The sequence below is a fragment of the Isoptericola jiangsuensis genome, from assembly GCF_002563715.1.
In the GTDB taxonomy this organism is placed as follows: domain Bacteria; phylum Actinomycetota; class Actinomycetes; order Actinomycetales; family Cellulomonadaceae; genus Isoptericola; species Isoptericola jiangsuensis.
In genome coordinates, this window is the sequence record NZ_PDJJ01000001.1 from 3,732,964 (window position 1) to 3,754,184 (window position 21,221).

Annotated in this window: 14 protein-coding genes; 7 read left to right on the top strand and 7 right to left on the bottom strand. The window is 73.6% G+C overall.

Going from position 1 to position 21,221, the window contains the following annotated elements:
- Positions 1-4 precede the first annotated feature (4 nt).
- Positions 5-3,517 carry an ATP-binding protein gene (locus tag ATJ88_RS16805; RefSeq protein ID WP_170023686.1) on the bottom strand — a complete coding sequence of 1,171 codons (3,513 nt, stop codon included), beginning with the start codon at positions 3,515-3,517 and terminating at the stop codon, positions 5-7.
- Between the two features lie 174 nt (positions 3,518-3,691).
- Between ATJ88_RS16805 and ATJ88_RS16810 the strand changes: the two genes are divergently transcribed.
- A complete protein-coding gene (locus ATJ88_RS16810) occupies positions 3,692-4,669 on the top strand; it encodes an NAD(P)H-quinone oxidoreductase (RefSeq protein WP_098465434.1) in 978 nt (325 codons plus the stop codon).
- A gap of 15 nt (positions 4,670-4,684) precedes the next feature.
- Here ATJ88_RS16810 and ATJ88_RS16815 read toward each other — a convergent pair whose 3' ends face one another.
- On the bottom strand, positions 4,685-5,521 hold the full coding sequence (locus ATJ88_RS16815) for an EamA family transporter (protein WP_098465435.1): 837 nt from the start codon (positions 5,519-5,521) through the stop codon (positions 4,685-4,687).
- 221 nt (positions 5,522-5,742) lie between these two features.
- Here ATJ88_RS16815 and ATJ88_RS16820 point away from each other — a divergent pair, with 221 nt between their 5' ends.
- Complete coding sequence (locus tag ATJ88_RS16820) at positions 5,743-6,168, top strand: DUF805 domain-containing protein (RefSeq protein WP_098464821.1); 426 nt, start codon at positions 5,743-5,745, stop codon at positions 6,166-6,168.
- A 166-nt stretch (positions 6,169-6,334) separates the two neighbouring features.
- Here the strand turns inward: ATJ88_RS16820 and ATJ88_RS16825 are convergent, their stop codons facing one another.
- From ATJ88_RS16825 to ATJ88_RS16835, 3 genes are all read right to left on the bottom strand, one after another.
- The gene (locus tag ATJ88_RS16825; RefSeq protein ID WP_098464822.1) at positions 6,335-7,291 is read right to left on the bottom strand and encodes a carbohydrate ABC transporter permease; all 957 of its coding nucleotides are present in this window, start codon (positions 7,289-7,291) and stop codon (positions 6,335-6,337) included.
- Positions 7,288-8,277, bottom strand: coding sequence for a carbohydrate ABC transporter permease (locus ATJ88_RS16830; protein ID WP_425432693.1), 990 nt, complete (start codon positions 8,275-8,277; stop codon positions 7,288-7,290). The genes ATJ88_RS16825 and ATJ88_RS16830 overlap by 4 nt, the downstream gene beginning before the upstream one ends.
- 65 nt (positions 8,278-8,342) lie before the next feature.
- Positions 8,343-9,740, bottom strand: coding sequence for an ABC transporter substrate-binding protein (locus tag ATJ88_RS16835; protein WP_098464823.1), 1,398 nt, complete (start codon positions 9,738-9,740; stop codon positions 8,343-8,345).
- A gap of 271 nt (positions 9,741-10,011) precedes the next feature.
- Between ATJ88_RS16835 and map the strand changes: the two genes are divergently transcribed.
- Positions 10,012-10,794 carry a type I methionyl aminopeptidase gene (gene map, locus ATJ88_RS16840; RefSeq protein WP_098464824.1) on the top strand — a complete coding sequence of 261 codons (783 nt, stop codon included), beginning with the start codon at positions 10,012-10,014 and terminating at the stop codon, positions 10,792-10,794.
- Between the two features lie 546 nt (positions 10,795-11,340).
- On the opposite strand, the gene ATJ88_RS16845 is transcribed toward map, so the two are convergent.
- Together ATJ88_RS16845 and serS are read right to left on the bottom strand one after the other, a co-directional pair.
- On the bottom strand, positions 11,341-12,144 hold the full coding sequence (locus ATJ88_RS16845) for an HAD family hydrolase (RefSeq protein ID WP_098464825.1): 804 nt from the start codon (positions 12,142-12,144) through the stop codon (positions 11,341-11,343).
- Between the two features lies 1 nt (position 12,145).
- Positions 12,146-13,414, bottom strand: coding sequence for a serine--tRNA ligase (gene serS / locus ATJ88_RS16850; RefSeq protein WP_098464826.1), 1,269 nt, complete (start codon positions 13,412-13,414; stop codon positions 12,146-12,148).
- Between the two features lie 310 nt (positions 13,415-13,724).
- Between serS and ATJ88_RS16855 the strand changes: the two genes are divergently transcribed.
- From ATJ88_RS16855 to ATJ88_RS16870, 4 genes are all read left to right on the top strand, one after another.
- Positions 13,725-14,816, top strand: coding sequence for a diacylglycerol/lipid kinase family protein (locus ATJ88_RS16855; RefSeq protein WP_098464827.1), 1,092 nt, complete (start codon positions 13,725-13,727; stop codon positions 14,814-14,816).
- Positions 14,817-14,898: 82 nt separating this feature from the next.
- Positions 14,899-19,356 carry a hypothetical protein gene (locus ATJ88_RS19070; RefSeq protein ID WP_098464828.1) on the top strand — a complete coding sequence of 1,486 codons (4,458 nt, stop codon included), beginning with the start codon at positions 14,899-14,901 and terminating at the stop codon, positions 19,354-19,356.
- An 81-nt stretch (positions 19,357-19,437) separates the two neighbouring features.
- The gene (locus ATJ88_RS16865; protein WP_245852514.1) at positions 19,438-19,854 is read left to right on the top strand and encodes a transferase; all 417 of its coding nucleotides are present in this window, start codon (positions 19,438-19,440) and stop codon (positions 19,852-19,854) included.
- Positions 19,855-20,009: 155 nt separating this feature from the next.
- Positions 20,010-21,137, top strand: coding sequence for a YihY/virulence factor BrkB family protein (locus ATJ88_RS16870; protein WP_098464830.1), 1,128 nt, complete (start codon positions 20,010-20,012; stop codon positions 21,135-21,137).
- Positions 21,138-21,221: the final 84 nt, after the last annotated feature.

Genomic DNA, 21,221 nt, shown 5'->3' on the forward strand with positions numbered 1-21,221 from the left:
TCATTCACGGTCGAGCCCCATCCGTCGAGACCCCACCGGGGGTCGTCTCGGAACGACCACGGGCCGTCGCCGACTGGAAGGCCGACAATCGGGCCCGCAGCTGCTCCGGGTCACGTTCGATCTGCGCCGTGAACCGGTCGGTCCGGGCGGGCTGCTCGGTCGTACGGCTCCGCCGGACCAGGCCCGGTCCGGGGGCCGGCATCGACTGCGGCTGGTAGGACGGCTCCTGGTCGGTGGTCGTCACGTTCCCTTCCTGGAAGACACCCCGCTGGAGCAGGGTCGACATCTCCTCGTAGAGGACGGCCGAGGCCATCCACTCCGAGCGCGCCTCGACGGTGTCGGGCACGTAGTGGGGGTCGAGCGGGTCCTCGGCGCCGTGGCCCGTCGAACGCAGGGGCAGGACCGACTCGCCGTAGGCGGTCGGGGTCGGCCGTGCGTCGTCGCCCGCGGCGGGGCGGGGCTCGACGGGCGCGGCAGGTGCCGGCTGGTAGGGGACGTGGTCGACCTCGGGAGCACGGTAGGCCGCGGGCTGGGCCGGGGCCGGCGTGGACCGCTCCGTGGGTCCGGTCCACGGCGACGGTGCGACGGGTCCGGTGCGGAACGCGTCGGGCACGGAGGCCGTGGGCGCGGGCTCGTCGGACCGGGTCGCCGCCGGGGCGGGCTCGGCGACGAGGCGACCGGTCAGCGGGTCGGACGCCGGGGCGACCGACCGTTCCGGGGCCTCCGCGGGCTCGTCCGCGGCCGGCTTGCGGCCGAACAGACCGCGCTTGCGGTTGGCGGCGGCGTCCCCACGTCGGGTCGGGAGGTCGGACATGAGGTCCTCGAACGCGGGCAGCGCGGCGTAGTCCTGCTCCGCCTCGGCGCTCTCGGCGGAGGTCGCCGACGACGGGGTGACCTCGTCGGTCGCCCAGGGCGACCGGGACACGGGAGCGGCGGGCCTCTCGACGGCGGCCGGCGCGGTGGGGGCCGCGGCGGGCGCCGGCGCGGGAGTGTCGGCGCCGAAGCCGAGCGGCAGGTCCGCCGGGTCCTCGTTGATCGCGTCGAGCTGGAGGGCGGTGTCCTCCGGGCCGTCCCCCAGGCGGTCCATCGACCGGAAGTTGGAGAACAGGCCCGTGCGCTGCTCCACCTCGAGGGGGGCGGTCAGGCGCTCGGGCTCGGGCAGCGGCAGCGCCCCCGACACCGGGCCGGGCTCGGCCGGGTGCGTGGCACCGCGGTGTCGGCTGGGGAGCGAGCGCTCCGACGGGGCGACCTGCTGCGGGGGCGTCCACTGGGCGTCCTCGGCCTCGGGCGCCGACTCGTCGAGCGTGGGCGTGACGAGCGGCGGGAGCACGATGGCCTCGGTCGGGGCGTCACCCTCGGCGCGGCGACGTCGCGGCATGCCCGCGCGCGTCGTGCCGTCCGTCAGCGCGTCGATGTCGACGGGCTCGGCGACGGGGGCCTCGGGCTCGACGAGCCCCTGCCCGAACGATGCCGTCGGCACCGGGGCGGGCGCGGGAGCCGGGGCGGGCGCCGGCGCGGCGGGGGCCGGTGCCGGGGCGGGCTCGGCGGCGGGTGCCGACAGCGCGTGGTCCTCCCGGACGGGCACGGAGAGCTGCGCGGCGGACCGCTGCGTGGCGGCCTCCAGCGGGTCGGTCGGCTGCGGCAGCGGCAGCGCCTCGTCCGCGAGGAAGAGCTCGGCCGGCAGGACGACGGTGACCAGGGTGCCGCGCCCCTCGATGCCCGTGCCGAACACGACCTGGGCGCCGAGACGGTTCGCGAGCCGGCCGACGACGAAGAGGCCGAGGCGCTGGGCGCCGACGGCGTCGGTCGCGGCGGCGGAGGCCACCTTGACGTTGGCCTCGGCGATCTCGTCGGCCGACATGCCCAGACCGTGGTCGCGCACGGCGACGACGACGCCGCGGGCGTCGCGCGTCGTGGTGACCTCGACGGGGGTGTGCGGCTCGGAGAACATCGTCGCGTTCTCGAGGAGCTCGGCGAGGAGGTGCGCGGCCGTGAGCGCGTTGTGCCCGAGCATGTGCGGGTCGGACTGCAGGTTCAGCCGGACGCGGTCGTACAGCTCGATCTCGGAGGACGCGGTGCGGATGACGTCGGAGACGGGCATCGGCTGGCGGACTCGACGGCCGGAGTCGATGCCCGCGAGGACGAGCAGGGACTCGGCGTTGCGGCGCATACGGGTCGCGAGGTGGTCGAGCCGGAACAGGTTCGACAGCGTCGTCGGGTCCTCCTCGGACCGCTCGAGCTCGTCGAGGAACGCGAGCTGGCGGTTGAGGAGCACCTGGTCGCGGCGGGCGACGTTGACGAACATCTCGGCGATGGAGCCACGCAGGGCGGCCTGCTGCCGGGCGACGACCATCGTCGTCTCGTTGACCTCGTTGAACGCGTTCGCGAGGCGGCCGATCTCGTCGGAGGACTCGACGGGGACCTGCACGAGGTCGATGCCGGGGTTCTGACCCGGGACCGCCATCTGCTCGACCATCTGCGGGAGGCGGTCGCGCACGTCGGCGGTGGCCGCGGTGAGGCGGCGCAGCGGGTTCACGATGCGGCGCGCGATGACGACGGCGATGACGACCGAGAGCAGCACGATGCCGAAGGTCGCGAGCATGGTGCCGATGGCCTGGTTGCGGGCGTTGCCGGAGAGCTCGGACGCGTAGGTGACGGTCTCCTCGCGGACCTGGTCGCGCACGGGCTGGGTGGCGTCGACCCACTGCTGCGAGAGCTCGGCGGAGCGGGCGGCGACCTCGGGGTCGACACCGGACGGGTTGAGGTACTCGAGGTTGGTGCGGAGGGTGGTCAGACCCTCGTCCATCTCGGGGACCGTGAGGCCGAGGCCGAGGCGGTCCAGGGTGTCCTGGGCGCCGGAGCGGAGGTCGTCGGACTCGCTGATGGCGGCGGACATCTGCTGGGCGAGCTGCGCGAGCTCGGTGGTGTCGCGGGCGCTCAGGTCGTCCTGGCCGCGGGCGAGGCCCTGCTTGTACAGGCCGACGGAGATCAGGCCGCGCTCGTACGTGTTGGCCAGCATCGCCTCGTCCATCGCGATGTAGCCGTTGAGCCGCTGCACCAGACCCTCGTCGGTGGAGACGGCGGAGAGGGAGCGCGGCACGTCGAGGGCGCGCTCGATGACCTCGGTGTAGCGCTGGAGCGCCTGGGCGGCCGTGATCTGCTTCGAGGTGACGTCGCTCTGGAGGTCGTCGAGCACGATGCGGTCGTCGATGGTCTGCTGGACGGCGTCCTGCACGTTCACGCTGAGGGAGTCGAGGTCGAGGTCGCGGAGCGCGGCGTCGCGCAGGTCCAGCGTCTCGTCGGTCTGCTCCTGGGCGTCGACGAGCCTCTCCATCGCACCCGGGACCTCGTTGAGCGCGGCGAACGCGAGACCGCGCTCCGCCGCGACGGCACTGCCGGCGTCGTCCTGCACCTCGAGACTGTCGACCAGGGCGGAGGTCTGTCGCGCCTCGGCCGCCTGGTCCAGCGCGCCCCACGAGATGTACCCGGCGGCGAGGACGAGGACGAAGATCGGCACGGCGAGTGTCGCAAGGATCTTCCCGCGAACGCCCAACCTGCGGAGCATGAGGACCTCTCTCCATCACTGGTGGTGCGGCGGCAGGGGGTAGTCCGACCCCCGTGCCCCCGGTGAATCGCGACACCGTCGGGGACTCCCGACGCGCGGCGACACGCGCGGGTAGTGTGCATCGGTGTGCGAGCGGTCACGATAACGGTCCAGGGCGGGTCAGGGAAACTCACCACGAGCGTGACGAACCTCCCCGATCCGGACACGGGCGAGATCGTGGTCGATGTCGCAGCAAGCGGTGTGAACCGCGCTGACCTGCTGCAACGTGCCGGCGCGTACCCTCCGCCGCCCGACGCTCCCGAGTGGCCGGGACTCGAGGTGTCCGGTATTGTCCGCGCGCTCGGCCCTGGCGTGTCCTCCCGGCGTGTCGGTGATCGCGTGGTCGCGCTGCTCGGCGGCGGAGGCTACGCCGACCGGGTGGTGGTGCCCGCCGCGCAGACCTTGCCCGTCCCGGCGGGCGTCGACCTGGTGGACGCCGCGGGGCTCCCGGAGGCCGTGTGCACCGCGTGGACGAACCTCGTCGACACGGGCCGCCTCACCCGCGGGGAGACCCTGCTGGTGCACGGCGGGTCCGGCGGCGTGGGGAGCGTCGCGGTGCAGCTCGGCGTGGCACTCGGCGCGCGCGTCGTGACGACGGCGGGTGGTCCCGAGCGGGTCGCGCGCTGCCGGGAGCTCGGTGCGGACGTCGTCGTCGACCATCGGCGCGACGACGTCGTGGCCGCGGTGCGGGACGCGACCGACGGCCGCGGTGCCGACGTCGTGCTGGACGTGCTGGGCGGCGGGGCCCTGCCCGACAACGTGCGCGTCCTCGCGCCCGGCGGGCGCCTGGTCGTGATCGGCCTGCAGCAGGGGCGGCGCGGCGAGCTGGACCTCGCGGCGCTCATGGCGAAGCGGGCGACCGTGACGGGCACGACCCTGCGGTCGCGCAGCCCGCGCGAGAAGGCCGCGATCGTCGCCGCGGTGGGCGAGCACGTGTGGCCGATGGTGGCCGACGGCCGGCTTCGTCCCGTCGTGCACGAGCGGGTCCCCCTGGCCGACGCCGAGCGCGCACTGGCGATGCTCGAGGGCGGCGAGGCGTTCGGCAAGGTGCTGCTGGTGCCGTGAGGCGCCCCGGCCTGCTCAGCGGCGTCCGGTCGCCGTCATCGCGATCGCCCCGGTGACGAGCGCGAGCCCGACGACCTCCGGCCACGTGGGCAGCTGGCGCAGCACGACGGCGCCGACCACCGTCGCCGTGGCGGGCAGCATGGCGAGCAGCACGGAGAACGTGGCCGTGCCGACGCGCCGCAGCACCACCTGGTCGAGGACGTACGGCACCACGGACGAGCAGACCGCGACGACCAGCAGGAAGCCGAGCAGCGCCGGGTCGGCGACGACGTCCGGCACGGAGGCGCCGTAGAGCGGGGCGAACAGCAGCGCACCGGCCAGCATGCCGACGGCGAGCCCGTCGACGCCGGACCCGGCCCCGGCGACGCGCTTGCCGAGCACGATGTACCCGGCCCAGCACGCGGCGGCGGCGAGGACGGCGACCAGGCCGACGACGACGTCCTCGCGCGGCAGATCGCCGTCGAGGGTCACGCCGGCGAGCAGGACGACCCCTCCGGCGGCGACGACGATGGCGCCACGCTCGCGCCAGCCCCGCCCGGTGACGGCGGCCACCGCGATGGGTCCGGTGAACTCGATGGCGACGGCGACGCCGAGGGGCAGGTGGTCGATGCCGACGTAGAACACGATGTTCATCGCGGCCAGGGCGGCGCCGAACGCGGCGGCGACCAGGAGGTCGCGGCGTGTCCAGCGACGACGCCAGGGCCGACGCCAGGCGAGGAGGACGACGGCGGCCAGGACGATGCGCCACCAGCTCACCGTGGGCGCGCCGAGGGTGTCGAACAGACCGACGGCGACGGCGGCGCCGAGGTAGAGCGTCAGCCCGGACACGACGAACAGCGCGGGTGCGGGCACCCGCGCGAGCGGCCCGCCGGGGGCGGACGGCTGCGGTCCGTCGGGGGCGGGCGAGGTGGCGTCGGGCACCTGCGGAGCCTACGTCGCGACCCGGTCGGGGTCCTGGACGACATGTCTGGTTGTGAAGGAAACATGGGGAAATTCTGGACGCGGGACGCTCTCATCCCCTAGGTTCGCCGCGGTCGGTGCGAACGGTGCCGACGTCATCCGGGAGGAAAAACATGGGTTTCGGCGACGCCGTCAAGTCCGTCTTCGGCAACTACGCCACGTTCTCGGGCCGTGCCCGCCGCTCCGAGTTCTGGTTCTGGTACCTGTTCATGGCCATCGTCGGGGCCGTCGGCGGCACCGTGCTGGGCATCACGGCCGGCACGACCCTCGACATCGAGACCGGCACGGTCTCGGGCGGCTTCTGGGCCGTCTACGCGGTCTTCATGCTGGTCATGCTCGCCCTCGTGCTGCCGTCGATCGCCGTCTCCGTGCGTCGTCTCCACGACACCGACCGCTCCGGCTTCTGGTACTTCCTCGGCTTCGTGCCGTTCGGCGGCATCGTCCTGCTGGTCTTCTGGGCCGGCGAGGGCACGCCCGGCGACAACCGCTTCGGTGCCAGCCCGAAGGCCGTGGCCGCTCCGGTGCCCGCCGCCGTCTGACCTTCGCGGTCCGTCACCGCGGGCACGGGATCGTCCGGCTCGCACCGGGCGAGAGGTGCCGTCGGTCGTCGCGCCACGGTGACGACAGGCCCCCGGCGACGTCGCCCACCTCGAGGTGGGCGACGTCGGCGGGGGCCTTCATGCACCGCGAGGTCCTGGGAGGAGGTCAGCCCTTGACCGCCCCCGCCAGCATGCCGCGCACGAAGTACCGCTGGAGCGCGATGAACACGATGAGCGGGACGATCATCGCGACGAACGCGCCCGCGGTGAGCAGGTGCCAGTCGCCGCCGCGCGACCCCGCCAGCTCCGCGACCGCGACCGTCATCGGCCGGTAGGCGGGGCTGGTGAACGTCAGGCCGACGAGCAGGTCGTTCCAGACCCACAGGAACTGGAAGATGCCGAACGACGCGATGGCGGGCACGAGCAGCGGGAACAGGACGCGGAAGAAGATCTTCACGTGCCCGGCCCCGTCGACGCGGGCCGCCTCCACGAGGGAGGGCGGGATGTCCTTCATGAAGTTGTGCAGCAGGAAGATCGCGAGCGGCAGCGCGAAGATCGAGTGCGACAGCCACACGGTCCAGAACGAGCCGTTGATCCCCCAGTCGACGTAGTCGGACAGCAGCGGGACCAGCGCGACCTGGAGCGGCACCACCTGGAGCGCGAACACGGCGACGAACAGGAACTCCCGGCCCCTGAACTGGATCCACGCGAACGCGTACGCGGCGAGCAGGGCGAGCGTGATCGGGATGATGACGGCCGGGATCGTGATGACGAACGAGTTGACGAACGTCGCCGACAGGTTCGAGCTGTTGCCGTAGAGGACCTCGTTGTAGTTGTCGGCGGTGAACTCGGCCTCGCCGCTGAAGATGCCGCCGAAGACGGTCCACCAGCCGCTGTTGCGGATGTCGAGCTCCGGCCGGAAAGAGGTCACCAGCAGGCCGACCGACGGGATCGTCCAGAGGATCGCGATGATGATCGCGATGCCGGATGCCCAGGGCGAGCTGAGCCGACCCTTGGTGGCGATGGCCCGCTTCTCGAGGCGGGTCAGCTTGCGGGGCTCGGCCGGGACGTCGTCGTCGACCAGCGGGCCGGCGGCCTGCCCCGGCGTCGGTGTCGTCGTCATCGGATGTCCTCCGCCTTCCGCATCTGACCCACGTTGTAGACGATGATCGGGATCACGAGGATGAACAGCACGACGGCGAGGGCGGCCGCGAGGCCCTGGTTGTTCTGCCGGAACGCCTGCGTGTAGAACTCGTTCGCCACGACCTGGGTGCCGAACTGCCCGCCCGTCATCGTGCGGACGATGTCGAACGCCTTGAGCGTCGCCATCGCGATCGTCGTCAGGACGACGACGAGGGCGGGGCGGATGCTCGGCACCGTGATGAACCGGAACATCTGCATGCCGTGCAGCCCGTCGAGACGGGCGGCCTCGACGATGTCGTCCGGGATCGCCTTGATCGCCGCGGACAGCACCGTCATCGCGAAACCGGTCTGGATCCAGATCATGACGACGATGAGGAACCCGGTGTTCCACGGCTGCCCGATGAGGAACTGCTGCGGTGGGAAGCCGAGCCAGACGAGGAGCTGGTTGAGCAGACCGATCTGCTGGATGCCCGCCTGGTCGGGTCGGAACTCGTAGACGAACCCCCAGATGATGGACGCGCCCACCATGGAGATCGCCATCGGGATGAACACGAGCGCCTTGGCGAGCTTCTCGAACCGGGTGCGGTCCACGAGCACGGCGTAGACGAGCCCGATGACGGTGCTCAGCAAAGGCGCGAGGATGACCCAGGCCGCGGTGACCAGCAGGACCTTCTGGAACTGCGGCTGGGTGAACGCGGTGACGTAGTTGTCGACGCCGACGAACTCCGTGCTGTTGCGGTTGAAGAACGAGTTCCACAACGTGATGAGCGCCGGTCGCACCAGCCCGTAGAGCAGGAACGCGAGCGGCAGCCCCACGAAGCCGAGCGCGACGACCCAGTTCGGGATGCGCTTCGGCCGGTCGACGACGAACAGGATGAGACTCATGACGGCGACGAACAACAGGATCGCCACGAACATGACGAGGAACTTCTCGCCGACTCCGGACGGTTCGAGCAGCCAGGACACGGGTGACCTCCTTCAGGGACGGCGTGGCCGGTCCGGGGCGGCGCCCCGGACCGGCCACGGATGGATCACATCGGCCAGCTGTTCTCGATGCGGTCGACGACCTCCTGCGTGCTGGCGCCGGTCAGCCAGTCGACGACGCCGGTCCAGAACGTGCCCGCACCGACCTCGCCGGGCATGAGGTCCGAGCCGTCGAACGCGATGACGGCGTTCTCGTCGGCCAGGGTCTCCCAGGCGAGCTGGTCGAACTCCGTCTGGAGGTTCTCCGGGTCGAGGCCCGTGTTGGCGCTGACCCAGCCGCCCTCGGGCGTGGACAGGGCCTTCTGGTTGGCCCAGTCCGCGCTGGACAGGTACGTCTGGAACGCCTGCACCTCGGGGCGGTCCGCGAACGACGCCACGAACTCGCCGCCGCCGAGGACCGGCTTGATGTCGGTCTGGTCGGTCGGCAGGTAGAACGCGAAGACGTCGCCGTCGGAGGCGACCGTCGTCCCGGACGGCCACTGCGTCTGGTAGAAGTTCGCCGCGCGGTGCAGCCAGCAGTTGCCGTCGAGGATCGGGAACCCGGCGTCGGTCCACGGGGAGGTGGCGATCGAGTCGACACCGCCGAGACCGGCGTTCACGTACTCCGGGTTCTTGAGGATCTCGCCGGTGGTGTCCCACGCCTCGACGATCTGCGGGTCGTTGAACGGGATCTCGTGGGTGTACCACTGGGTGTAGACGTCCGGCCCGGCGGTGCGCAGGACGACGTCCTCGATCCAGTCGGTGCCCGGCCAGCCGGTCGCGTCACCGGACTCCACACCGGCGCACCAGGGCAGGGTCTCCTGCTCGTCGGCGATGGTCTGGGTGAGCTCCATCATCTCGGTCCACGTCTCGGGGACCTCGTACCCGGCGTCGGCGAACATCGACGGCGAGTACCAGACGAACGACTTCGCGTTGGCACCGAGCGGGGCGGCGTAGAACGTGCCGTCGACCGTGCCGTAGCCCTTCCACGTCTCCGAGAAGAACTCGTCCACGTTGGCGACGGTGGCGTCCGGCGCCGGCTGGATGGCGTCCGGGTAGTCGTTGACGATCGTGTTGAGCAGGCCGGGCTGCGGCAGGAACGCGATGTCGGGCGCGTTGCCCGCCTGGATGCGGACCAGGAGCTGCGCCTCGAACTCGCGCGAGCCCTCGTAGGCGATCGTCACGCCGGTGCACTCCTCGAACGCGTCGTAGGAGGCCTCCTGCGTCGCCTGCTCCGGCTCGACGATCGACGTGTAGATGTTGACCGTGGTGCCGTCGAGGTCACCGAACTCGTCGTAGGCGGAGCAGTCGATCGACGTCGACGACATCGCGTCGCCGCTGCTCTCGCTCTCGCTGGGTGCGTCGCCGTCCGGGTCGCTGCAGGCCGCCAGCAGCAGAGCGAGGCTCGCTCCGCCGGCGAGCACCGCCAGCCCGCGTCGGCGTGCTGTCGTCGTGGTTCTGGTCATGCCAACCCCTCCACTGCGTCGTGCGGTCGTCGTGCGGGTCGCCGACGGCGGGTCGTCGTCGACGCGGTCGATGCTCGGGTCCACTTTGTCCCGGACAGGTCGCCCTCGCACCCTTTGTAAAGCAGACCGCAACGTTGCAGGTCGCGCAACTGGTCACGGCCCCCGACGACGTCACGATGTGATGACGATCTGCCCGGGAGCGACGGGCTCGCCGCCCCCTGATCCGTGACACCCTGTACCCAGCACCGTCACCGCACCCGGAAGGACCACCATGATCGAGCTGAGGAGCCCGCGCGAGATCGAGGAGATGCGCCCGGCCGGCCAGTTCGTCGCCGAGACGCTCACCGCCGTGCGCGAAGCCGCCAAGCCCGGCGTCAACCTGCTCGAGCTCGACGAGCTGGCCCACCGCATGATTAAGCAGCGTGGCGCCGAGTCCTGCTACATCGACTACCACCCGTCGTTCGGCGCCAGCCCCTTCGGCAAGGTCATCTGCACCTCCGTCAACGACGCCGTGCTGCACGGCCTCCCCCACGACTACACCCTCGTCGACGGCGACCTCCTCAGCATCGACTTCGCCGTCGCCGTCGACGGCTGGGTCTCCGACTCCGCGCTGTCGTTCGTCGTCGGGCAGCCCACCACCCCCGAGCGCGGCGAGGCCGACGCGCAGCTCATCCGCACCACCGAGCTCGCCCTCGACGCCGGCATCGCCGCCGCGCAGCCCGGCGGCAAGATCGGCGACATCTCCGCCGCCATCGCCGCCGTCGCCCGCGACGCCGGCTACCGCATCAACACCGACTTCGGCGGCCACGGCGTCGGGCGCACCATGCACGGCGACCCCCACGTCCCCAACGACGGCCGCGCCGGCCGCGGCTACCCCCTGCGCCCCGGCCTCGTCATCGCCATCGAGCCGTGGTTCCTCGAGACCACCGACGAGATCTACACCGACGACGACGGCTGGACCCTCCGCTCCGCCGACGGCTCCCGCGGCGCCCACTCCGAGCACACCGTCGCCATCACCGCCGACGGCCCGCTGGTCCTCACCGCCCGCGACTGACCCCGACCCGACGCCGGCCCGCCCGAGACACACCTCGCACGGGCCGGCGTCGTCGTCCCCGCACACCCGGCGCGACTCAGCGCAGGTTCCCGCGAGTCAGCGCAGAGCCCCGCGAGTCAGCGCGCATCCCCCCGACTCAGCGTTGTCTTCCGCGAGTCAGCGCAGAGCCCCGCGAGTCAGCGCAGATCCCCCCGACTCAGCGCTCGTTGGCGCGAGTCAGCGCAGATCTCGCTGAGTCAGCGCGACATTCCGCCAGTCAGCGCAGGACGACGCCCGCCGGCTCCACATGTCCTCGACGCACACGTCCGAGACCGCGGCCACCGAGCGGGCCCCGCGGAAGAACACCGGCACGGCCGCAGCTCGAAGGACGGTCAAGGTGGCCGCGCGGCGTCGTCCATCCCGAAGTGGAGGGCGCCCCGCGCCCGTGAACGCGACGACGCGCGGCCACCTCCACCGTCCGGAACCGGACGTGCGCACTGACTCGGCGACATCTGCGCTGACTCGCGCCGATGAGCGCTGAGTCGCGGGAACCTGCGCTGAGTCGTGTCAGAGGAGCGGGCGCAGGGCGTCGACGGCGCCGTGCTCGTCGATCGAGCCGGTCACCTCGTCCGCCGCCGCCTTCACCGCGTCGTCCGCGTGGCCCATCGCGACGCCGCGGGCCGCCCAGCGCAGCATGTCGAGGTCGTTGTGCCCGTCGCCGAGCGCCATCGTGCGGACCGGGGGCACGCCGACGGCGGCGCGCACCTTCTCCAGGGCGGTCGCCTTGGTGACGCCGTGCGGCGCGATGTCCATCCAGGCGGTCCAGCCGACGGCGTAGGTGACGTCGTCGTAGCCGAGGCGGGACACGAGGGCGTGGAAGGCGTCGCTGGTCGACTCGGGGCTGCGCACGATGACGCGCGTGACCTCCTGGGACCACAGCTCCTCGAAGTCGACGACGGCGAACGTGCCGTCGAGCTCACCCTCGGGGAAGAGCTCGTTCATGCGGAAGCCGACGCCGAGGTCCTCGACGGCGTAGCGGGCGTCGGGGAGCTCCTCGCGCAGGAGGCGCAGGGCGGGCTCGGGGTCGAACGTGACCATCTCGGCGACGCGCCATCCGCGCGGTTCGGTGGGGTCGAGCTCGACGGTGACGGCGCCGTTGGAGCAGACCATCCAGCCGGTCTCGATGCCGAGGGCCTCGGCGACGGGCAGCATCGCGACGAGCGACCGCCCGGAGGCGAGGACGACCTCGTGCCCGGCGGCCCGGACCGCGACGACGGCGTCGCGCACCTCGTCGGCGAGCGCGCCGTCGTAGGTGAGGAGCGTGCCGTCGATGTCGAGCGCGACGAGCGCCCTGCCCGCGGGTGCCGGCACGTCAGCGCACCGGCTCGAGGACCTCGAGGCCGCCGAGGTAGGGCCGCAGCCCTTCGGGGACGCGGACGGACCCGTCGGGCTGCTGGTGGTTCTCGAGGATGGCGACGATCCAGCGGGTCGTGCCGAGGGTGCCGTTGAGGGTCGCGACGGTGCGGGTGCCGTCCTCGGTGCGTTCGCGCACGTTCATGCGGCGGGCCTGGAACGTCGTGCAGTTCGACGTCGACGTGAGCTCGAGGTAGCGCTCCTGGGTGGGCAGCCACGCCTCGCAGTCGAACTTGCGGGCGGCGGACGTGCCGAGGTCGCCCGCGGCGGTGTCGATGACGCGGTACGGCAGCTCGACCTTCGCCATCATCGCCTCCTCCCAGGCGAGGAGACGCTCGTGCTCCGCGGCGGCGTCCTCGACGGCGCAGTAGGAGAACATCTCGACCTTCTGGAACTGGTGCACGCGGATGATGCCGCGCACGTCCTTGCCGTGCGAGCCCGCCTCGCGGCGGTAGCAGGCGCTCCAGCCGGCGTACCGCTTGGGGCCGGCGGACAGGTCGAGGATCTCGTCGCCGTGGTAGCCGGCGAGCGCGACCTCGGAGGTGCCGACGAGGTACAGGTCGTCACGCTCGAGCCGGTAGATCTCGTCGGCGTGGGCGCCGAGGAACCCGGTGCCGCGCATCGTGTCCGGGGTGACGAGCGTGGGCGTGATCATCGGGGTGAACCCGGCCTGGACGGCCTGGTCCATGGCCGCGTTGAGGATCGCGAGCTCGAGGCGCGCGCCGACACCGGTGAGGAAGTAGAAGCGCGAGCCCGACACCTTCGCGCCGCGGGTCGTGTCGATCGCGCCCAGGCCCTCGCCGATCGCGAGGTGGTCGCGCGGCTCGAAACCCTCGGCCGCGAAGTCGCGCGGCGTGCCGACGTGCTTGAGCGTCACGAAGTCCGCCTCGCCGCCGGCGGGGGCGCCCTCGACGACGTTCGGGATGCGGTACAGCAGCTCGTCGAGCTCCGCCTCGGCGTCGTTGGCGGCCGCCTGGTGCGCCTTGACCTCGTCGGCGAGCGCCTTGGTGCGGGTCAGCAGCGCCGTCTTCTCGTCGCCGGACGCCTGCGCGACCTGCTTGCCCATCGACTTCTGCTCCGCGCGCAGCGACTCGAACTGCGACAGGGAGGACCGCCGTCGGGCGTCCGCGGACAGCGCCGCGTCCACCAGGGTCGGGTCCTCGCCGCGGGCCTGCTGGCTCGCGCGGACGACGTCGGGGTTGTCGCGCAGGAGTCGGATGTCGATCACGCCCGCAAGCCTAACGGCCGGGCGTCGCGCTGACCCCCGCCGTCCGGTGCCGGCTCGCTGGGATCTACGCTGACTCGCGGGCACCTGCGCTGACTCGCGGGGATCCGCGCTGAGTCGCCGGAACCTGCGCTGACTCGCGGGGATCCGCGCTGAGTCGCCGGAACCTGCGCTGACTCGCGGGGATCCGCACTGACTGACGGCGTCCTGCGCTGACTCACGGCGGGGTGCTCCGACCCGCGGGAGGGCGAAGGTGGGCCGTCTCACGTGGTGGCCGGTCGCGGGTTCGGGCGAACAGTCCTAGATTTCCGTCATGCCGTGGGAGCTCATCGTCGGGATCGTCGCGCTCGTCATCGGCCTCACCGCGCTCGTGGTCGCGCTGGTGGTGCTGCGTCGCAGCCGCGCGCAGCACGCCGCGCCTGCGGCCGACTCGTCGACGCGTGCCGTCGCCGGACCGCAGGTCGCCGTCATCGTCAACCCCTCCAAGGAGCACACCCGCCAGGTCGCGGAGACCGTGCGGCGCCTGGCCGCGGAGGCCGCGCTGCCCGAGCCCCGCTTCTACGACACCACGGTCGAGGACCCCGGCACCGGGCAGGCCCGGCAGGCCCTCGACGACGGCGCGGACGTCGTGGTCGCCGCCGGCGGGGACGGCACGGTCCGGGCGGTGGCCGACGGGCTGGTCGGCTCCGGCCGACCGATGGGCATCATCCCGGCGGGGACGGGCAACCTCCTCGCCCGCAACCTCGACCTGCCGCTCGCCGACGTCGAGGAGGCGTTCGCCGTGGTCCTCGGTGGCGTCGACCGCACCATCGACGTCGGCCGCCTCAAGATCGTGCGCACCGCCGACGACGACGGCGACGGTGCGGAGGAGGGCAGCGCGCACCTGTTCCTCGTCATCGCCGGCCTCGGGTTCGACGCCGCCATGGTCGCCGACGCCGACGACGCCCTCAAGGCGCGCGTCGGCTGGGTCGCGTACTTCCTCGCCGGGGTGCGCCACCTGCACGGGCGGCGCCTGCGCGCCACCATCGGGGTCGACGACCGGCCCGTCGTCGAGGCACGCCTGCGCACCGTCATGGTGGGCAACTGCGGGCGTCTGCCCGGCGGGATCACGCTCCTGCCCGACGCCGTCATCGACGACGGCGAGCTCGACGTCGCCGCCATCGACACGCGCGGCGGGCTGGCCGGGTGGGCGCAGCTCCTCGGCGAGGTCGTCGCCCAGGGCATGGGGATGCAGAACGACCTCAAGGTGAAGATCGGCCGCATCGACCACGTGCGCGCCAAGCGCGCGACGATCGTCGTCGAGGGCGGCGAGCAGGCGCAGGTCGACGGCGAGGTCCTCGGCAAGGCGCTCGAGCTGGAGACGTGGGTGGAGCCGGGCGCCCTGGTGGTGCGCACCCCGGCCTGAGGACGTCCGATCTGCGCGGAGTCGGCACACGGTGTCCCGTATCCGCCCACGTCGGCGGGACGTCGCCGCATAGGCTGACCCGGTGCGTCCGTCCGTCCGTCCTGCTGCCCTCGTGCTCGGCCTGCTGTGCACCGTCCTGCTCGCCCTCCTGCCGACGACCGCGCAGGCGGACGACGCGACCCCGGCCGACACGCCGCTCGTGCTGGCGGGCGTGGCCGGGCTGCGGTGGAGCGACGTCGACGCCGCGCGCACGCCCCACCTGTGGCGGCTCGTGGGCGGCGGGTCGGTCGCGTCGTCGTCGGTGCGCACCCTGACGCCGACGTGCGCGCAGGACGCGTGGCTGTCGCTGTCGGCGGGCAGCCGGGTCGTCACGACCACCGAGGAGACGGAACCCGCCGAGGAGGGCGGCGCGGGCGGGGACGACGAGCAGGACGTCACCACGTGCCCGCCGCTGCCCACGGTGGCCGCGCCGCACGCTGCGGACGCCCCGCAGCCCGCCCGGGTGCCCGGCTGGGACGCCCTCGTGGCGCCGGACGGCGAGGCGTCCGACCCGGTGACGGCCGCGCCGGGGGCGCTGGCGACCCTCGCGGACGCCGTCGGGGGCTGCACCACCGCGGTGGGACCGGGCGGCGCGCTCGCGCTGGCCGACCCCGGCGGTGACGTCGCGCGGTACGTGGGCGACGAGGAGGACCTCACCGCCGACGACGTCGCCACGTGCGCCGTGACCGTCGTGGACCTCGGGGAGCTCCCCGACGCGGCGGTCGAGCGCAGCGCCGCCGTCGGGGAGGTGGACGCGGCCGTCGGGCGCCTGGCGGACCTGCTGCCCGCCGGTGGGCGCCTGGTCGTCGCGGGCCTCGCCGACACCCCCCTCGGCCCGGTCGACCTGCAGGTCGTCGTCGACTGGACCTCCCCCGGCGGCGGCGCGACGTGGCTGACGTCGACGTCGTCCCGCTGGCCCGGCGTCGTGGTCACGGGCGACCTGTCGGCGACGCTCGCCGACGCGCTGCTGGAGGGCTCCGACCCGGAGGACCCCGCCGTCGCCGAGGCGGCGGCCGCGTTCACCGGCTCGCCGCTGGAGCACGGCGAGGACCGTCGGCTCAGCGTGGCGCGCACGGTCGAGAACCGGCAGTACCTGTCCGTGCTGACCGAGACGCTCCCGCGCATGACGCCGGTGCTCGTGGGGGCCGCCGCGCTCGGCGTCGTCGCCGCGGTGGGCTGGCTGCTGGTGTCCCGGCGTCGCCGGGCGGCCGACACCGAGGACGCCCCTGGGGGCACCGTCGAGCCGGGTGCGCGGCCGGGGCACGGGACGCGTCTCGCCCTGGCCGTGCTGGCGCTCGCCGCGAGCGTGCCCGGCGCCGCCACCCTGGCCACGCTGTCCCGCTGGTGGGTGTGGGACACCCCCGTGACCGTGCTGTCCCTCGCGGTGCCCGCGGCCGCCCTCGCGCTCGCCCTGGCCGCCTGGTGGGCGCGCCGGCTGCTGCCGCGCTCCCCCTGGCGGCTGCCGACGACGCTCGCCGCCGCGACGTGGCTCGTGCTGACCGTGGACGGCCTCACCGGGACCACGCTCCAGCAGGGGTCCCTGCTCGGGCCGGCTCCGTCGCTGGGCGCCCGGTTCTACGGGTTCTCCAACTCGGTGTTCGCCGTCTACTCGGTGGTGGGGATCGTCCTGGCCGCGGGCGCCGTCGCGGTGCTGCGGAACGCCGGGGCGGGCCGGCGCGCGCAGGTGCTCACGGCCTCCGCCGTCGCGGTCGTCACCGTCGCGGTCGACGGCCTGCCGCCCTTCGGCGCCGATTTCGGCGGCATCCTCGCCCTCGTGCCGGCGTTCGCGGTGCTCGTCCTCGGCGTCGCCGGGACCCGGCTGACGTGGCGGCTCGTCGCGCTCGTCGCCGGGGCGACCGTCCTGCTGGTCGCCGTCGTCGCCGTCGCGGACTGGGCGAGCCCGCCGTCGACGCACCTCGGCGGGTTCGTGCAGGCCGTCCTCGACGGCAGCGCGCTGACCGTGGTCGGCGGCAAGGCCGCCGGCGCGTGGGCGACCGTCGCCAACCCCGTCGGCGCAGCCGCCGCGGTCGTCTGCGCGGCGGTCGGCTGGGCCGTGCTCGACCCGCGTCGCGCCCGCCTGCACGGTCTCGCCGCCGCCTACGACCGGGACCCCCTGCTGCGGCGCACCGTCGTCGCCCTCGTGACGGTAGCGGTCGTGGGCACGCTGCTCAACGACTCCGGGATCGTCGTGGCGGGGTACGTGGTGCTGTTCGCCACGGCCGTGCTGCTGGTCGGCCCCTTGGACGTCCGGCTCGGCGCCCTGCCCGGCGGGGAGCGCGGGACCGCCTGGCACCTGGCCGGGGCGACGGCCGGGCTCGCGCTGCTGCTCCAGCTCGGTGGCGCGGCCCTGCCCGCGACGGGCCACGCCGGTGACGTCTCCGCGGGCGGCGAGCCCGTCGTCGAGGCCGACGCCCCCGTGGTCCTCGTCGGCACCGACGGGGTGCGCTGGCAGGACGTCTCCCCCACCGCGACGCCCACCCTGTGGCGGATGCTGCGCGACGGCGCGAGCGCGGGCGGAGTGACCACCGGGTCGACGGGCGCGTCCGGCGACTGCGTCGCCGCGGGCTGGCTCGGGCTGTCGGCGGGTCGCAGCCCGGTGACGGGCAGCACGCAGGACGACGTGTGGCGCTGCGCGGACTGGACGGTCGAGCCCGGCGACGACGGCGCGGCCGCGGTCGACGGCTGGGACGACCTGACGGCGCTGCAGTCGGCGTCGGAGTTCAACCCCCACCCGGGCGTGCTCGGCGACACGTTCGCCGCCGGCGACGTGTGCACCACCGCCGTCGGGCCGGGGGCCGCGCTGGCCCTCGCGACGACCGACGGCACCGTGGCGCGCTACCGCGACCTCGACGCGGCGCTGGCCGACCCGGACGACACGTTCTCGTGCCCGGTGACCGTGGTCGACGCGGGCGCCGCGCCGTACCACCCGACCGGTACCACGACGAGCACCACCCGGCCCGTGCCCGACGACGCGACGACGCCCGGTGACGCGCGGGACGCGGCGCTGCGGGCCGTCGACGCCCGCGTGCGGGGCGTCGTGGAGGCCGCGCCCGCGGACGCCACGGTGCTGGTGCTGGACGTCGGCAACCCCGCGCCGACCCGCCCGGCGCTCGGCATGGGCGTGGCCCGCACCGACACCGAGTCCGCGCCGTCCTACCTGACGTCCACGGCGACCCGCTGGCTGGGCGTGGTGCGCCTCCTGGACGTGCCGCCGACGCTCGTGGAGAGCTTCGACCTGCCGCGACCCGCCGACTTCTCGGGGGCGCCGCTGGCGCTGGGCGACCACCGGCCCGCGAGCACGGAGACGACGGTCGAGGACCTCGCGGCCCTCACCGACCGCGACCACTCGTTGCGGGTCGTCACCGGCACCGTGACGGGGGTGCCCACGTACGTGGCGCTGGCCGCGTTCCTGCTGGTGGTGCTGGCCCTGCCGGGCGTCCGCCGGCGCCGGTCCGCGCGCACGGTGGCGGTGTGGGAGCGGACGCTGGAGGCGGTGCTGCTGGTGTGCGCGGCCGTGCCCGCCGCGACGTTCCTCATGACGACGTGGTCGTGGTGGCGGCTGCCCGACCCGGTGGCGGGCCTGTGGACGGCCCTGCTGGGCTGCACGGCCCTGGTCGCGGCCGTGGGCACGCTGGCGCCGCGCCGGCCGGCGTGGGCCGGGCCGGTGCTGGTGTCCTGGGTGACGTTCGTCGAGCTGTCGGTGGACGCCGTGCTCGGCACGCCGCTGCACCGGGGCAGCCCCCTGGGCGCCGCCCCCACGCTGGGCGGCCGGTTCTACGGGTTCGGCAATCCCACCTACTCCGTGTACGCGGTCGTGGCGGTGCTTGCCGCAGCCGGTCTGGCCACCGTCGTGACGCGGCGCTGGAACCGGGTGGCGGGGGCCGTCGCGGCCTCGCTGGTGGGCCTCGTGGCGCTCGTGGTGACGGTGTGGCCGACGTTCGGCGTGGACGTCGGCGGCGGCCTGGTGCTGGTCCCGGTGTTCGTCGTGGTGGTGCTGGCCGTGCTCGGAGCCCGGCTCACGTGGCAGCGCATGCTGCTGGCCGGGGGCGCCGGCGTCCTGCTGGTGGCCGTCATCGGCGTGCTCGACTGGCTGCGCCCCGCCGCCGAGCGCTCCCACCTGGGCGCGTTCGTGCAGTCGGTCGTGGACGGCACGGCGTTCGAGACGGTGTGGCGCAAGGCCGGGTACGCGCTGCGGTCCCTCGACAGCGGCCCGCCCGCGTGGCTGTCGCTGGCGGTGCTGGTGGCGGTCGTCCTGCTGCTGTGGGGCGGTCCGCGGTTCCGTGCGCGCTGGCTGGAGCGCACGCAGGAGGCGTGGCCGCTGCTGCGGGCCGTGCTCGTCGCGCTCCTCCTCGCGGGCGTGGGCGGAGCGCTGGTCAACGACTACGGCATCCGCGTGGTGACGATCATGCTGTTCCCGGCCGTGCCGCTGCTGGGGCTGCTGGTGCTCCGGGTGGCGTCCCCGATAGCCTCCGCCGCGAAGGGACCTGAGCAGAGCGTGTGACACGCCGACGCGGCGGGAATCATCTCGGCGTGTCGCACGTTATGTCAGGCGGTCACCCATCCCACCCGAACGAGGAGCATCGTGCGACGCATCCCCCGGAAGGTCGAGGTCGAGGACGATTCCGGCCACGTCACCCGCTACGTCCGCCACGACAACGGCGAGGGCTACGCCTCGCCGCGCGCGTCGGTCCACGTCGACGCCGTCGTCGAGCCCGGCGCCTACGTCGAGGAGGGCGCCCACGTGGCCGCCCGCGCGCGCGTCGGCCGGTACAGCTGGATCGACGTCGACGCCGTCGTCGGCACGGGCGCCAGCATCGGCGCCGGGGTCCACGTCGGCCGCCGCGGCCACGTCGGCGCCGGAGCCCGGATCGGTGCGCACGCCCGGCTCGGGCACGACGTCCACGTCGCCCCCGGGGCCGTCGTCGAGCCCGACGAGATCGTCCCGTCCGGCACCGAGGTGCTGCCCGCCGCGCGCCGCACCGCCGACGCCGCCGCCTGACGCACCACCCGTCCCCCGCTGACGCGCACCGTCGGCGGTGACACCCCCGCACCCGACACCCGCACGCCGTCGACCTGCGCCCTCACGTTGCAGGCCGACGGCACGGCGGCGACCCTGAAGGCTGGACATCCGGCGGACGGGACGAGGAGCGGACGATGGCGGGAACCGAGTCAGGGCCGACACGACCGGACACGGACGACGGCGTCCCCCTGGAGGCGATCGCCCCCGAGGACCCCGTCACCGAAGGACACGACCGGGCCCGGCCCGCCTACGGCCAGGCGCTGAAGAGCACCCTGCGGGAGTTCTCCGAGGACGGCTGCACCGACCTCGCCGCCGCCCTCACCTACTACTCGGTGATGGCGTCCGCGCCCGCGATCCTCGCACTCGTCTCCCTGCTCGGATTCGTCGGGGACGCCGAGGCCGCCCTCGACTCGATCACCACCGCGCTCGAGGAGTTCCTCCCGCAGGAGACCCTCGACATCATCACGCCCCTCATCGACAACGCCCTCACCTCCACCGGTGCGGGCTTCGCCCTCATCGCCGGCCTCGTGCTGGCGCTGTGGTCGGCCTCCGGGTACGTCGGCGCGTTCGGGCGCGCCATGAACGTCGTCTACGAGGTCGCCGAGGGCCGCCCCGTGTGGAAGCTCCGGCCCGTCATGTACGCGATCACCCTCGCCGTCGTGCTGCTCGCCGTCGTCATCGTCGCCAGCCTCGTGCTCTCCGGGCCGATCGTCTCCGCCGTCGGGGACGCCGTCGGGCTCTCGGCCGCCGCGCTCACCGTGTGGAACATCGCCAAGTGGCCCGTCGCGCTCCTGCTGGTCGTGTTCGTCGTCGCGCTGCTCTACCACTTCACCCCGAACGTCAAGCACCCCCGGTTCCGGTGGACCAGTCTCGGCTCGGCCGTCGCCATCGGCATCTGGATCCTCGCCTCGGCCGGCTTCGCGTTCTACGTGACGAGTTTCAGCTACGGGTCGACCTACGGCACCCTCGGCACCGTCATCGTGTTCCTGCTGTGGCTGTGGATCACCAACCTCGCCCTGCTGCTCGGCGCCGAGCTCGACTCCGAGATCGAGCGCAGCCGCGAGCTGCGCGACGGCTACGAGGCCGAGGTCACGCTGCAGCTGCCGCCCCGCGACACCCGCGCGTCGGACAAAAAGGCCGCCAAGAAGGCCGAGTCCGTCGCCGAGGCGCGCGAGGTGCGCCAGGCGGCCACCGCCGACCAGGACGTCGCCGCCACGCGGACGGACTCCGCGTCGTCGACATCGTCCCCGACGGCCGACTGACGCCGGACCGTGCGCTGACTCGCGGGACCCTGCGCTGACTCGCCGGGCCGCGCGCTGACTCGCCGGGCCGCGCGCTGAGTCGCC

Bases quoted from the DNA above. Each gene is read 5' to 3' on its own strand.
- ATJ88_RS16870 (WP_098464830.1), top strand. From the start codon at position 20,010: ATGGCGGGAACCGAGTCAGGGCCGACACGACCGGACACGGACGACGGC.
- ATJ88_RS16825 (WP_098464822.1), bottom strand. From the start codon at position 7,291: ATGACGACGACACCGACGCCGGGGCAGGCCGCCGGCCCGCTGGTCGAC.
- ATJ88_RS16820 (WP_098464821.1), top strand. From the start codon at position 5,743: ATGGGTTTCGGCGACGCCGTCAAGTCCGTCTTCGGCAACTACGCCACG.
- map (WP_098464824.1), top strand. From the start codon at position 10,012: ATGATCGAGCTGAGGAGCCCGCGCGAGATCGAGGAGATGCGCCCGGCC.
- ATJ88_RS16855 (WP_098464827.1), top strand. From the start codon at position 13,725: ATGCCGTGGGAGCTCATCGTCGGGATCGTCGCGCTCGTCATCGGCCTC.
- ATJ88_RS16835 (WP_098464823.1), bottom strand. From the start codon at position 9,740: ATGACCAGAACCACGACGACAGCACGCCGACGCGGGCTGGCGGTGCTC.